Origin of the sequence: Mucilaginibacter sp. AK015 (assembly GCF_014200785.1) — a bacterium.
Lineage (GTDB): Bacteria > Bacteroidota > Bacteroidia > Sphingobacteriales > Sphingobacteriaceae > Mucilaginibacter.
Map to the genome: position 1 here is coordinate 1753191 of NZ_JACHCV010000001.1, position 14125 is coordinate 1767315.

Consider the following 14125-nt stretch of genomic DNA (forward strand, 5'->3'; position numbering starts at 1 on the left):
TTCCTCCACCCTCTTTGCGCAGCCGAGTGTCGGCAAGCGAAGCGAAGTCGGGGTGAGTTAACTAATTATGCGGCGAATCGCCTTTTATTACCGGAACGAACGAATGATATAACCCGTTAAAATTAAAACTTAATGCTTTTCTTTGTTTTAGAATGAGCACAGACCCATCCGTTTCGCATTTACAGATAGTACCTACTGCCGATGGTTCCAATACCATTTACAACGCTGTGGTTGGCGAAAACTACCACTCGCGTAACGGCGCCCTGCAAGAGAGCAGGCATGTATTTGTTGAAGCCGGCCTGCAATACTTTTTAAAAAACAGCGGTACAGGTGACAAAGCTGTATCGGTACTTGAGGTAGGCTTTGGTACAGGACTAAATTTTTTGCTTACTGCCGATTTTTGCACCCAACAGCAAATATCTCTGCGATACACCGGCATAGAGGCTTATCCATTAACAAATGAAATGGTCGGCCAAACGGGGTATAACCAGTATGTTCCTGCACCCATATGGCAAGGTTTTCTTCAAAATTATGATGCATCGTTACAAGGCACTGTACAGCTTAATCATGATGTGCAATTACACATAGCCGCCTGTTCCCTGCTCGGGTTTTCGTCGGCAGCCGAATATGATGTAATCTATTTTGACGCTTTCGCGGCAGCACATCAACCCGAAATGTGGAGCCAGGAAGCGATTGCCCATACGCTTAACTTTTTAAAGCCGGGGGGTATATTTGTTACCTATGCCATTACCGGCAACCTCAAACGCATTATAAAAGCGTTGGGCCTTAAAGTGCAAAAAGTGCCTGGCGCACCCGGCAAACGCGAAATGCTTAGAGCGGTGAATGGTTTGTAGTGGGCAGTAGGCAAAGCAACTTTTGCAGCAAACTTTAGTAATAACTGCAAACTTATAACTGCAAACTGAATATCTTTGCTATTTAACACCAAGATATGCCAATTACCGCACCCATTACCGCATCTACTCCTTCGGGCGCTTTTGAACGCCTGCTTACCATTATGGACGATCTGCGGATGAACTGCCCGTGGGACAAAAAACAAACGCTTGAAAGCCTGAGGCACTTAACAATCGAAGAAACTTACGAATTATCTGACGCTATATTAAGCGGCGATATGAACGAAATTAAAAAAGAGCTGGGCGATATTATGCTGCACCTGGTTTTTTATTCGCGCATAGCTTCGGAGACGAATGACTTTAATATTACCGGTGTGTTAAACGGGATTTGTGATAAACTAATAAACCGCCACCCGCATATTTACAGCGACACTGAAGTAAGCAACGAAGATGATGTTAAACGCAATTGGGAACAAATAAAACTTAAAGAGGGCAACCGGTCTGTTTTAGGTGGTGTACCGGCTTCGTTACCTGCATTGGTAAAGGCCTCGCGCATACAGGAAAAAGCACGGGGGGTTGGGTTCGACTGGGATAATAAGGAGCAGGTTTGGGCTAAGGTTGAAGAAGAACTGCAGGAATTTAAGGATGAGTACAATGTTGTTAATGAAAGCGCTATTGACCACGACAAGGCCGAAGGCGAATTTGGCGACCTGCTGTTTTCGCTGATAAACTACGCCCGCTTTATTGGCATAAACCCCGAAGACGCCTTGGAAAAGACCAACCGCAAATTTATTAAGCGTTTTCAGTACCTGGAAAATAAGGCAAAAGAAAGCGGTAAGCAGCTGCAAAATATGAATCTTGCCGAAATGGACGTGTTTTGGGAAGAGGCTAAAAAAGTAAAATAATCATAGCTTTATTGTAGCGTTTTCAAATTATATACGTAATGTAAGATGTAATTCTGATGATATGAAAAGACTGATTTATTTATTGCCCCTTTTGGTAACCCTTGCGGGTTGTTTTAACAACAACAACCAACCCGTTCCGGAGCCGTCAGGCTCTTATACGGGCGAGTTCAGGCGTGTTTCACGTGAAAAAAATGCGACAACCATTGATACCGTAAAAACAAACTTAACAGTAGTGATTGAACCGGGTGTTGGGTATCATGTGCTGGGCGATACTACAACTGTACATGCAGGCAGCAAAGGCCACTATGGCATTAATAGCAGCAGCATGTTGTTTATGGATAGCACCTATCCAAAAACCGGGGTACCTGTAAAAAACCATCTTAACGGCGAGTACCTTTACATTTACGATGGCAAGATCTTGCAGATGGTAAGAAACAGCGGTGATACGTTAAGCTTACAGTACGATCTGAAAAAGGCTAATTAATATTGTTTTAACTTTTCAGGCACCAATGGTTTGGCATAGCTAAAGCTATTGGTATTTTGTTAAAATTTGCAGGGTTTGTAACGTTTAGGGTTTTGGCGCGTATTGTATAAATCAGCTTAAGCAGTATTAACATAATTAATGCATTTACTTCACCGCGTTACTGAAGATGAAATAATCAGTAAGTGTAAATCAGGCAGCATAAAACACCAGGAATTACTATATAAACAGTTTTATGGCTATGCTATGGGTGTAAGTATGCGTTACAGTTTAAACGAAGATGATGCTTTAGAGGTTGTAAACGATGCTTTTATCAAGATATTTAACAATATAAATTCCTATTCTGCCGGCAAACCCTTCAGGGCGTGGCTGCGCACAATTGTAGTGAACACCGCTATCGACCGTCGCCGTAAAGAATTAAAGCATCAAAGCAACACAGATATAGAAGATGCCTATGGTGTTGGCAATAACGCCGCTATAATTGAAAACTTAAATGCACAGGATATTTTAAAGCTGATGAAGCAATTGCCTCAAATACAGCTTACAATTTTTAACATGTACGAAATAGATGGTTATAACCACGATGAGATAGGCAAAATATTGAACTTACCGGCAAGCTCATCAAGGGTTTATTTAAGCCGGGCTAAAGATAAATTAAGGCACCTGTTAACAACTGAAACACGAAACCATGGATGAGCAGTTTGATAATAAACTAACCAACCACATCAGGAAGGTGTTTGATGACTATGAACACCCCGGTGCTGAGCATGGTTGGGCGCAGTTGAAAAATAGATTTCCGGTGGAAGAAAAAGGCCGGAAAACAACCTGGCTATGGTGGAGCAGCGCCGCTGCCGTTATTTTGGTGTTTTTGGGTATTGGTTTGTGGTATAATAAGCAGGTTGCCGCTGTTAACAATATGGCGGTTAAGCCTGCCGCAAAAACACAACAGCCAGCAATAGTGAAAAACAAGCCGGCAATCAACAGCGCCAATAACAGCACATTGTTAATTGGTAAAGAGCCGGTAATTGCTAAAAACAGTTCCTCGCCTGCATTTAACAACTCTGCTGCACTGCCTCTGTCTGTTAAACGCGGCCCGACAGCGTCAGCTACTGAAATCACTGATGATCAACTGTCTAATTCAATAACAAACAAATGGGTGGGGCATCCACAACCCTGGCAGTTGCCTGCTAATGCATTGGCGAAAACAAATACTGCTATTACCAATGATAACAAGCCTGTTATTGACAGCCAAAAAGTTAACAATAACATTACAACCCAACCCCAGATAGCCAATACACAGCCGGTTGCCGTAAACGATGCCGCGCAGTTGGCTGCGGTTAATTCTACTCAGAATGCCAATAGCCCATCGACTAAAAAATCGATGACGGATATGTTTAACGACGATAAGGTGCGGCCATTAGCCAAACAAAATGACCCTGATAAACAGGAAAATAAAAAGGTAAACTTTAGTATATATGCCGCTACCTATTTTAACTATGCCGAGGGCAGCACAAACCAGATAAACGCCGGCGCAGGGTTTACATCTGATTTTAAGCTGAGCAAAAACCTTAAATTATCTACAGGTATAGCGTTGGCCCAAAATTCGTTGAATTACAATAACGCCGCGCCGCAAGCAGCGAAAGGCGAGGTATTTGCGGCTGCGCCGCCGTTAAAGCAAGCAAGTCTGTTCGCCGCGGCCGCGCTCGTGCCCGTGTTTAAAAATTATAATGCAAGCCTGGTGGGGCTTGATATCCCGATCAATATAAAGTATGAGTTTAATCCGCAAAAAACAGATGCCTACATATTGGCAGGGGTAAGCTCGGGCACCTTTATTGACGAAAGTTATACGTACCGTTATAATTACAGCAACGGTACTTCTATTGCACCCAATAGCCAGACCGAGCAAACGGCCCATAATAGCTTCAACAGTTTCTATTTTGCTAAAACACTCAATTTATCGTTTGGGGTTGGCTACCCTTTGGGCAAAAACAGGCTGATAGTAGAACCCTTTGTAAAATATCCGCTTGGCGGCCTTGGTGCCCAAGACATCCGTTTTGGGGCGGGCGGGGTTAACCTTAAATTTAGCTTTAAGGGAAAGAAATAGCACTATTTTTTACAGGAAAGCAACTGCTTAAGGAATCATTTACTTAAACCTGATGGCTTTTACCGGCGTTATGCGGGTAACCAGCATTGATGGAATAATAAGCACCAGCAGGCAGATGATAAGTGTGCCTAAATTAAGCAGTAGTACATCAGCCCAAACAATTTTTATAGGCACAAAGGTCATGTAGTAGGATGCCTGATCGAGCTTAAAAAGATGCGTGTACTGTTGAAGGTACCCCAAACCCAATCCTAAAATATTACCCAATAATAAGCCCAGCCCTATCAAATAAGCCGCGTTGTACAAAAACACTTTTTGTATAACCCAGTTACCGGCACCCATCGCTTTAAAAATACCTATCATAGCGGTACGCTCTAATATCATGATCAGCAGGGCCGATATCATGTTGATAACCGCTACAGCTGTCATCAGTACCAACATTATCACCGTATTAACGTCAAGCATATTTAGCCATTCAAATATGGTGGGGTAGTTTTCTATAATAGTGTGCGATTTTAGCTTTATGGGCAGTTTATCATCAATTGAATCGGCAGTGCTGTTCAGCTTATCAAAATCTTTAATTCTTACTTCGTACCCGCCTATTTCGCCATTTGTCCAATCGTTTAAACGTTTTATAAGGGCCAGGTCGCCAATTACAAAGGTCCTGTCAACCTCATCAACCCCAAGGTTAAATATGCCCACTATCTTTAGCTTGCGCTGGCGCAAAGGTTCCTGTACAAAATACATCTTCAGGTCGTCGCCCGCTTTTAACTTTAACCGGTTAGCCGTTAACTGCGATATCATTATCTGCAATTGCACATCAGTTGTATCGGTAAAATTAATTACTGTGCCGCTTACCAAGGCTTTTTTAAGATAGTTCCAGTTGTATTGTTTATCAACCCCTTTAAGCACCACGCCCTCTATTTCGTTATTAGCCTTGATGATGCCGGGCTTTGTGGCATAAGGATAAATAGCATCAACCTGATTAACCGACCTGATATCTTTAACCACGTCGGCGCTATCGGTAAAGCTCGATTTTTCATACGAGGTATTGTTATCTGTTTTAACAATTTGAATATCCCCGCCAAACCCCCTAACCTTTTCGCGTATCTCTTGTTTAAACCCTTTTATAACGGCTAATGATAGTATCATTACACCAAGGCCAAGCATAATACCAATAATGGCTATGCGCACAATTAATTTGGAGAAAGTGCGCTTGCTCTTGAATGTGATACGACTTGATATAAACCTGGCGAAATTCAATGCTGAAATGATTTTTGTAACTTCGCAAAGATGCGTTTTTACACTAAACATACTGCTTTTAAATTTGCTTTAACATCAAAAAACTATGATAGGCATCAAATTATATACACCACTGATAGCAGTAAGCCTGCTGTTTTTTAAATGCGATAATTTTGCCCAATCGCCTAAGGCAACGCAAAATGCCGCCAAAAAGATCGCGGTAAAAAAAATTGTGGCGCCTATACTGCCGGCGGCCGACAGGCTGGACGCCTACCTGGATTATCTTAAGGGCCGCAAAATAGGTATGCTGATAAACCAGACATCTGTTATCGGCATCAATAAAACCCCGCTGGTTGATAGTTTATTAAAACTGGGCGTAAACATAAAAAAGATATATGGCCCCGAGCATGGTTTTAGGGGCAATGCCAGCGACGGGGCCGAGATCGATAACACGATTGATAAAGTTACCGGGCTGCCTGCTATATCGCTTTACGGCAAACACAACAAACCAACTCCTGAAGATCTGAAAGGCATCGACCTGATGATATTTGATGTACAGGATGTAGGTACTCGCTTTTATACATACATTTCAACCCTGCATTACGTAATGGAGGCCTGTGCCGAAAACAATATCGAGCTGATGATACTGGACAGGCCAAACCCCAACGGTGTTTATGTGGATGGCCCCGTGCTGGACACGGCGGGCTACCGGTCGTTTGTAGGTATGCACCCTATACCCGTATTGCACGGTATGACCATAGCGGAATACGCGCAGATGATAAATGGAGAAGGCTGGTTAAAAAACAAGGTACAATGCAAGCTTAAAATTATTAAAGTAGCCAATTATCAACGCGATATGGATTATACGCTGCCTGTTAGCCCGTCGCCAAACTTAAACAGCGCACAGTCTATATTATTGTATCCGCATATATGCTTTTTTGAGGGCACGGCGCTTAGTTTGGGCAGGGGCACGCTGTTCCCTTTCCAGGTTATTGGCAGTCCGATGCTTAAGGGTGAGTATAGCTTTTCGTTTAAACCGGTAAGCATACCCGGCATGAGTGATAACCCACCGCTTAAAGGCCAGGTTTGTTACGGTCTGGACCTTAAAAATTACAATATGCAAACCATCCGCAAAAACGGAAAGCTTAATTTGGGCTGGGTAATTGATATGTATAAGATCTATCCCGATAAGGCGCATTTTTTTACCCCTTATTTTGCCCGGCTTGCGGGTAACGATGAATTAAGGAAACAAATTATTGCCGGTAAAAGCGAAGCCAGCATACGCCAAAGCTGGGAGCCCGCTTTAACAAAATTTAAAGTAACACGCAGCAAATATTTATTATACAAATAGCACTGTTAAAATAAAACCAAGCGAGCGAACATGAGAATTATATTTATGGGGACACCTGCCTTTGCCGTTGCATCGCTTGATGCTTTGATACAAGCAGGTTGTAATGTTGTAGCAGTAGTTACCGCGCCCGATAAACCCGCGGGTCGCGGGCAAAAGGTTAACCAGTCGGCAGTTAAGATATATGCCGAAAGAAACGGCATAAAGGCGTTGCAGCCCGAAAAGCTTAAAAACCCGGAGTTTTTAGCGGAATTAGCCGCCCTTAAAGCTGATTTGCAAGTGGTTGTTGCATTCAGGATGCTGCCGGAGGTAGTTTGGAACATGCCACCAAAGGGTACCATTAACCTGCATGCCTCCTTATTGCCGCAATACCGGGGCGCCGCCCCCATCAACTGGGTGATCATTAATGGCGAAAAGGAAAGCGGCGTTACCACCTTCTTTTTAAAACATGAGATTGATACGGGCGACATCCTGTTTACCGAAAAGGTTACCCTTACCGGCACTGAAACAGCCGGAGAGTTGCACGACCGCCTGATGAACAAGGGCGCAGGTTTGTTAGTTAAAACTGTAAAAGGGATTGAAAGCGGCAAATATAACGAGCACCCGCAGGAACAATTAGCCGCTGGCACAGAGCTGAAACATGCGCCCAAAATATTTAAGACCGATTGCCTGATAGATTTCACCCAGCCGGTTGAACGCGTTTATAATTTAATACGCGGGTTAAGCCCATCCCCTGCGGCCTACACCATTTTAAACGATAAAGTGCTGAAGATATATAACGCTACCTATGAACCCGGCGAACCCGGCATCGCGGCGGGCGGTTTTGTAACCGATAACAAAACACGGTTAAAATTTGCCGCCAGGGATGGTTTTATCAGCGTAACGGATGTGCAGTTAGAGGGCAAAAAGCGCATGGGTATAGGGGAGTTTTTGAGGGGTGTAAAATTGTAAAAATGAACAAGTTTTGCCTGGCGATACTACTATTCATCGTAACGATAGCAAATGCCAAAGCATCTGCCGATACATTGATAGCTAAATTAATCAATACGATTTCTAAAGAAGTTGTAGACCCTAAAGCAAAATTTTATTATCTGCATGAATTTGGAGGGGTCCCAAAGTTTGATAAATATGATTTAAATGAGCTAAAAGGTATTACCAAAGCGCAAGAAATACCATTAAGCGATTTTGTTAAAAACGTGGCAATTGATACAGGAAGAATAATATGGAGCGATTATAATATTATTAAAGCTAAAGTCGCTCGGGAAGCCCCGGTGAAATACACTAATAGCTATAGAATAATCCGGCATTTGCCCTTTAAAACCCCCGATTCGGTAATGCGAAGTTATCGAAACAAAGGAATAATACCTGTTAGAGAAAAAAGCGGCTATTCTGCCCAACAGCTAAAAATAGAGGAAGCAAAAGCCATTGAACAATACGAAAAGAGCTTCTCCATCGAGGAAAAGCATTTTTATCATTTCACAAAACCAGTTTTCTCCAGCGATAGAACTTTTGTATTGATAGGCTTAAATGATAGCGATAGAGGATGCCTGTATATTTTTAAATTAGTAAATGGCGAGTGGGCAAAAGTGCTTCGGTACAAATGCTGGGTGGCCTAACTACCAAAAAATTGAATAAGCAACCCGTTAATAGCCTGCGTATTCGCTTTCCTACACCTTATTTAACTCATCCATCAGCGCTTTGCTGATGCGGTTAAAATAACGCTTTACGCCATAGCCCATAACCCACTGTATGCCTTTGGTGGCATTGGTTAAAAACACTTCATCGGCCTGGTTTAGTATCTCGGGGTTTATCTGGGCTTCGGTAACCGGGATGTTATTCTCGCGGGCCAGTTTCATTACTACCTGTCGCATTACCCCTTCTACACAGCCTTCGCTTAAGGCCGGCGTGTACAAATGATTTTGATACCACACAAATATATTAGCGCTGTTGGCTTCGCACAAGTAGCGGTTCTGGTTTATCAAAAACACTTCGTCCAGCTTATTTTGCTGTTTAAATATCCCCGCCATTACGTACAAAAGCGAATTACAGGTTTTGATGTTTGATAACCAGTTTAACGGCTTGGGCAGTTCGGTATATACGTCCATGATCAGGCCGCGTTTGTTCAAAAAATATCGCGGCTCATCTACCGGCTGTATCTCTAAACAATACGCCATTTTATTTTGAGTGGGCGTGTAAAGCCCCCCTGCGTCCCGGAATACAGTGAGGCGCAGGCGGCCATGCTTTATTTTATTGCGGCGGGCAAGCTCTTCTGCCTTTTCTTTTAAAAACCAGCTATCGGCTTGCGAGTAACCGTCCATCTTCAAAGCTTTCATGCCTTTTTGCAGGCGCTCGGCGTGCAGTTCCGGAAATTTGAGTTTTCCCTTCATCAGCCGCATACTTTCAAACAAGCCGTCGCCGTACCTGAATGCCCTGTTGGCAATAGTGAGCAATAAGCTGTCGGCAGGCAGTATCTCTCCGTTAAAATTTATATACAGCGGCGGCATTTATGAATATACTGATTTTTGGTGTGCAAATTTGCAGATTTCAAACGGTTAATATCAGTGCTATTAACGCCATTTGGGCAATTAAGATTGCAAAAATATTTAATTGTTTTCTGTTTGTATGTCTCCCGGCACATTGGCGCTGGTATACTTACGCCACTTTTCTAATACTGCTGTAAAATCAGCCGGTAACGGTGCTTCAAAATAAATATTCTTTTTAAGCGACGGGTGTAAAAACCCGAGCGAAGCTGCATGCAGGGCCTGACGTGGCATTATCTCAAAGCAATTTTCAACAAACTGTCGGTACTTGCTAAATACGGTACCCTTCAAAATTTTATCTCCGCCGTACATGGCATCGCTAAACAGCGGGTGGCCAATATGCTTCATGTGCGCACGGATCTGGTGGGTGCGGCCGGTTTCAAGTTTGCACTCAATAAGGGTGACATAACCCATACGCTCAAGCACCTTATAATGCGTTACAGCCCACTTACCTTTCTCCGGGTCGTCGTATATCGACATTACCCTTCGGTCGTTCACACTGCGTCCTATATAGCCTGTAACGGTGCCGTCCTGCTCAATATCTCCCCAGGCCAGCGCAATATATTTACGATTGATGGTATGGTCGTAAAACTGCCTGGCCAGGTAGTTCATACTGCGCTCATTTTTGCTGATGAGCAACAAGCCGCTGGTATCCTTATCAATGCGATGCACCAGCCCCGGCCGGCCATCGTTACCCGGCAGGGTTGGCAATTGCTGAAAATGATACACCAGTGCATTTACCAGCGTACCGGTATAGTTATTATAACCGGGGTGCACCACCATACCGGCCGGTTTGTTCACTATCAGTACATCATCGTCCTCGTAAACAATATCAATGGGGATATTCTCGGGGTAAACTTCGGTATCACGGGGCGGATGCGGCAACACTACAGATATTACATCCTGGGGCTTTACCTTATAACTTGATTTGGCAAGCTTATCATTCACCAGCACGTTGCCCGCTTCTATCGCATTCTGGATCCGGTTGCGCGACGCGTTCTCCACCCGGTGCATTAAAAACTTATCTATCCGCAACAACGACTGGCCCTTATCAACAACCACGCGCAGGTGCTCAAATAGGTCCTGTTCATCGCTCTCGGTTATGGCGGTCTCGTCGATCATCTGGCAAAAGTAATGTTATTAAGGCTAAGCCCAAAGGCGCTATAACAATATGTCGGCTTTACTTTATAAGTTTGCAATGTGGATATCAGCCTTGACATATACAGCCCCGTTCAGCAAATAAACCATAAGCTGTTTATTGATAAAGGGCTTAAGGTTTTTATCAAACGCGATGACCTTATCCATCCCATGATATCGGGCAACAAATGGCGCAAGCTAAAGTATGTGCTGCGAAGTGCGCGGGCGCAAAACAAAGCCCACCTGGTAACATTTGGCGGGGCGTTTTCCAATCACTTACTGGCAACAGCAGCGGCGGCGGCTAAATTTGGTTTTAAAGCCACGGGCTTTGTACGCGGCGAAGACGTGCAAAACGATACCTTGTTCTTGTGCAAATTGCACGGCATGAAGTTGATATTTACCAACCGCGACAGTTATCGCGATAAAAAAGCTTTGTTTGACAACGTTTTCGGTAGTGATGAAAACGCTTTTTTTATTGACGAAGGTGGTGCATCTGCCGAAGGCGCGAAAGGCTGCAGCGAACTGGTTGACGAACTTACGGAAACTTACGATCATATTTTTTGTGCATGCGGTACCGGTACAACAGCGGCGGGCATTATAAATGGCATAACCTCAAATGTTTTACGCACCCATTTTAACGCAGTTCCGGTCTTTAAAAATGGTGAGTTTATTAGAGATGAGATCGACCGCTTTTTGAACGTTCCCGCAAAATACACATTGCACACTGGTTACCATTTTAGCGGATATGCTAAAACCGATCCGCAGCTTATTCAATTTATTAAACAGTTTGTTGCTGATACCGGGGTGCTGATAGAACCTGTTTACACCGGCAAAATGCTTTATTCGATATATGATCTTGCCGCCAAAAACCACTTTGCACCCGGCAGTAAAATACTGGCCGTTCACAGTGGAGGCATATGGGGTTTGCTGGGTATGAAGGATAAATTTGTGTAAATGTGCAGATATGCAGATGTTTTGTCTTCCAACGTCACAATTCATAGTACATAACTGTGCCTCTTTGCGCTCATTTGCACATCTAAAATCTGCACATCTGCGCACCGTTATCGGTATACCAATACGCTGTTTAGTACAAAAAATAGGTTTAGTTCGTTTAAAGTTACTTTTTAGTCAATCGGTATAAAAACCTTTAAATTATTGTTATTTAGGCGTTTTTGTTAGCTTTGCATAACCAATTTTCATCCTTTATGCACAAATTGCACGTAACTCCGCAAAACGTTCAGGCTACCCTTAGCAAACATATCCTGGCCGATGGTTTCGACCTTACCTTTGATATGGAAAAAAGCCAAGGCGTCCATATTTACGATTCAAAGAACAACCGCACCCTTTTAGATTTTTTTACTTGCTTCGCCTCTGTTCCGCTGGGTTATAATCACCCTAAAATGCTAAACGACGAAAACTTTAAAAAAAACCTGATGCTGGCGGCATTAACCAACCCGTCGAATTCTGATATATATACCGAGCAATACGCCCAGTTTGTAGCAACATTTGACCGTGTTGGTATCCCCGATTATTTGCCGCACGCTTTTTTTATAGCAGGAGGCTCGCTGGCTATCGAGAACGCGCTTAAAGTGGCTATGGACTGGAAGGTTCAGAAAAATTTTGCGAAAGGCATCACTACCGAGAAGGGCTTTAAGGTAATACACTTTGAAAATGCCTTTCACGGCCGGTCAGGCTATACTTTAAGTTTAACCAATACACAGCCAGTTAAAACCAAGTGGTTTGCCAAGTTCGACTGGCCGCGGGTATCGTTACCCGAGATACACTTCCCGCTTACTGATAGCAACCTGGGTGACCTGCTGGCCCGCGAAGCAAGATCGATAGCGCAGATCAAGCAAGCCTTTGCGGATAATCCCGACGATGTGTGCGCCATAATTATAGAGCCTGTATTATCCGAAGGCGGCGACAAACACGTAAGGCAGGAGTTTTTAGAGCAACTACGCGTGCTTGCAGACGAGAACGAAGCGATGCTGATATACGACGAGGTTCAAACCGGGGTTGGCCTTAGCGGCAAATTTTGGCTGCATCAGCACTTTGGCGAAAACGCCCGTCCCGATATTTTAGCCTTTGGCAAAAAGATGCAGGTGTGCGGTATACTGGCAGGCAAACGGGTGGATGAGATCGAGAACAATGTTTTCCGGGTATCATCACGCATTAACTCAACCTGGGGCGGCAGTTTGGTTGATATGGTACGATCGGCAAAAATTATGGAGATCATTGAAGAAGACGGCCTTTGCGATAATGCCGCCCGAACCGGCGAGTATTTGCAAACCAGCTTAAAAAACATCGCGCAGAAAAACAGCATGATCAGTAACGTGCGCGGCAAGGGTTTATTAACCGCGTTCGATTTTCCTGATAGCAATACGCGTAATATGTTCATCAGCATAGGTTTGCAAAATAATATTATGTACCTGGGCTGCGGCGACAAAAGCATACGGTTCAGGCCGGCGCTGATCATGGAAAACAAACATATTGACGTGGGTATGAATATGCTTGAAAAAATATTAACTCAACTATAATAAAAATGTAATAATATTGCTACAAGCGCCTGTTTTAACACAAACCGGCGCTTTTTTTATTTATCAAATACTATAATTGCGCAAACGCGTTAATATTATAGCAAATGATGTTACATATATACATTTGAGAACGTAGATATAGTAGAAGGGGATATTTAATATAATGAGCAGACAAATTGAAAAATTAAAAAAACAACTTACAGAAATTGCTGAGGTTGTTAATTCTTTCCAGTCTGAAGCCGTGCAAGTGAGAGTTGTAGACAGGCTGTTGGACGAGATTATGGAAACAGAGCGGGTGGATACGGAAGGAACTGAAATTTTCAATAAGAGGGGCCGCAGGCCATCCAGGGGAAACGAGGTAAATGAACTGACACAGAGCCGCAAAAAGCCAGGCGCTACCAAGGTTTTGAACCAATTGCTATCAAGCGATTACTTTAAAACACCGCATTCGATATCATCCATAGCAGATTATTGCAAGGAGAAATTCGATTCGGACTTTAAAACATCCGAACTATCGGGCATACTGTTAAAGCTTGCGAAAGAGAACAAGCTTAAACGCGAAAGGAGCAACGAAAATAACCGCTTCGAATACGTAGGGGTTTAAGTTCAAACTATTAAACAAAAGAAGGCCGCTCAAATGAGCGGCCTTCTTAGTTTATATTATTTGATTTAATCTCCTATAATTAAAAACCCCTCCTTAACTTTGCAAAGGTATTTATCAAGTTGCATCAAAGAATCTTTCTTAATCTTCTCACTCCCAAAGTCATTTAGTTCGCTCGCGATATTTTGAATATATGTAGAGAGCACCTGTACCTGCTGACTGTAAATTTTTGTCGTCCCATAATAATCGATGTTTAAACCGCTTAATTTTTCCAGTTCCAATAAAGCATCGTTAAGCAACTGAAAGTCATTCTCAGAAAGAGAAAATAGCCGTAGCGTTCTTTTGTTATCACCAATATCGTAAAAATCTAAGGCCATTTACT

The 14125-nt window shown here is 43.2% G+C and carries 15 protein-coding genes; 11 read left to right on the top strand and 4 right to left on the bottom strand.

Annotation, left to right across the window (positions count from 1 at the left end; genetic code table 11):
- The first annotated feature begins 152 nt into the window (after positions 1-152).
- The 5 genes from mnmD (at position 153) to HDC91_RS07790 (ending at position 4341) form a co-directional block, all read left to right on the top strand.
- A complete protein-coding gene (gene mnmD / locus HDC91_RS07770) occupies positions 153-854 on the top strand; it encodes a tRNA (5-methylaminomethyl-2-thiouridine)(34)-methyltransferase MnmD (protein WP_183550161.1) in 702 nt (233 codons plus the stop codon).
- A 95-nt stretch (positions 855-949) separates the two neighbouring features.
- The gene (gene mazG / locus HDC91_RS07775; protein WP_183550163.1) at positions 950-1756 is read left to right on the top strand and encodes a nucleoside triphosphate pyrophosphohydrolase; all 807 of its coding nucleotides are present in this window, start codon (positions 950-952) and stop codon (positions 1754-1756) included.
- A 61-nt stretch (positions 1757-1817) separates the two neighbouring features.
- Positions 1818-2240 carry a hypothetical protein gene (locus tag HDC91_RS07780; RefSeq protein ID WP_162431414.1) on the top strand — a complete coding sequence of 141 codons (423 nt, stop codon included), beginning with the start codon at positions 1818-1820 and terminating at the stop codon, positions 2238-2240.
- 138 nt (positions 2241-2378) lie between these two features.
- Positions 2379-2933 carry an RNA polymerase sigma factor gene (locus HDC91_RS07785; protein ID WP_162431413.1) on the top strand — a complete coding sequence of 185 codons (555 nt, stop codon included), beginning with the start codon at positions 2379-2381 and terminating at the stop codon, positions 2931-2933.
- Complete coding sequence (locus HDC91_RS07790) at positions 2926-4341, top strand: outer membrane beta-barrel protein (protein ID WP_183550165.1); 1416 nt, start codon at positions 2926-2928, stop codon at positions 4339-4341. Before HDC91_RS07785 ends, HDC91_RS07790 begins: the two co-directional genes overlap by 8 nt.
- A 39-nt stretch (positions 4342-4380) precedes the next feature.
- Here HDC91_RS07790 and HDC91_RS07795 read toward each other — a convergent pair whose 3' ends face one another.
- Positions 4381-5601, bottom strand: coding sequence for an FtsX-like permease family protein (locus HDC91_RS07795; RefSeq protein ID WP_183550168.1), 1221 nt, complete (start codon positions 5599-5601; stop codon positions 4381-4383).
- Between the two features lie 85 nt (positions 5602-5686).
- Here HDC91_RS07795 and HDC91_RS07800 point away from each other — a divergent pair, with 85 nt between their 5' ends.
- The 3 genes from HDC91_RS07800 to HDC91_RS07810 are packed head-to-tail and all read left to right on the top strand — an operon-like array spanning position 5687 to position 8544.
- Positions 5687-6931 carry an exo-beta-N-acetylmuramidase NamZ domain-containing protein gene (locus tag HDC91_RS07800; RefSeq protein WP_183550171.1) on the top strand — a complete coding sequence of 415 codons (1245 nt, stop codon included), beginning with the start codon at positions 5687-5689 and terminating at the stop codon, positions 6929-6931.
- Between the two features lie 30 nt (positions 6932-6961).
- Positions 6962-7879: a methionyl-tRNA formyltransferase gene (gene fmt, locus HDC91_RS07805; RefSeq protein WP_221262125.1), complete on the top strand. Its 918-nt coding sequence runs from the start codon at positions 6962-6964 to the stop codon at positions 7877-7879.
- Positions 7880-7881: 2 nt separating this feature from the next.
- On the top strand, positions 7882-8544 hold the full coding sequence (locus tag HDC91_RS07810; protein WP_183550174.1) for a hypothetical protein: 663 nt from the start codon (positions 7882-7884) through the stop codon (positions 8542-8544).
- 51 nt (positions 8545-8595) lie between these two features.
- Here HDC91_RS07810 and HDC91_RS07815 read toward each other — a convergent pair whose 3' ends face one another.
- Both HDC91_RS07815 and HDC91_RS07820 read right to left on the bottom strand, forming a co-directional pair.
- Positions 8596-9432, bottom strand: a complete 837-nt coding sequence (locus tag HDC91_RS07815) for an aminotransferase class IV (RefSeq protein WP_183550177.1) — start codon at positions 9430-9432, stop codon at positions 8596-8598.
- Positions 9433-9531: 99 nt separating this feature from the next.
- On the bottom strand, positions 9532-10590 hold the full coding sequence (locus HDC91_RS07820; RefSeq protein ID WP_183550179.1) for an RluA family pseudouridine synthase: 1059 nt from the start codon (positions 10588-10590) through the stop codon (positions 9532-9534).
- A 78-nt stretch (positions 10591-10668) separates the two neighbouring features.
- Between HDC91_RS07820 and HDC91_RS07825 the strand changes: the two genes are divergently transcribed.
- The 3 genes from HDC91_RS07825 to HDC91_RS07835 all read left to right on the top strand — a co-directional run bounded on the left by HDC91_RS07825 (position 10669) and on the right by HDC91_RS07835 (position 13746).
- On the top strand, positions 10669-11559 hold the full coding sequence (locus HDC91_RS07825; RefSeq protein WP_370576797.1) for a 1-aminocyclopropane-1-carboxylate deaminase/D-cysteine desulfhydrase: 891 nt from the start codon (positions 10669-10671) through the stop codon (positions 11557-11559).
- A 251-nt stretch (positions 11560-11810) separates the two neighbouring features.
- On the top strand, positions 11811-13142 hold the full coding sequence (gene lat / locus HDC91_RS07830; RefSeq protein WP_183550182.1) for an L-lysine 6-transaminase: 1332 nt from the start codon (positions 11811-11813) through the stop codon (positions 13140-13142).
- A gap of 163 nt (positions 13143-13305) precedes the next feature.
- Positions 13306-13746: a hypothetical protein gene (locus HDC91_RS07835; RefSeq protein WP_162431402.1), complete on the top strand. Its 441-nt coding sequence runs from the start codon at positions 13306-13308 to the stop codon at positions 13744-13746.
- Between the two features lie 65 nt (positions 13747-13811).
- Here HDC91_RS07835 and HDC91_RS07840 read toward each other — a convergent pair whose 3' ends face one another.
- Positions 13812-14120, bottom strand: coding sequence for a hypothetical protein (locus HDC91_RS07840; RefSeq protein WP_183550185.1), 309 nt, complete (start codon positions 14118-14120; stop codon positions 13812-13814).
- Between the last annotated feature and the right edge of the window lie 5 nt (positions 14121-14125).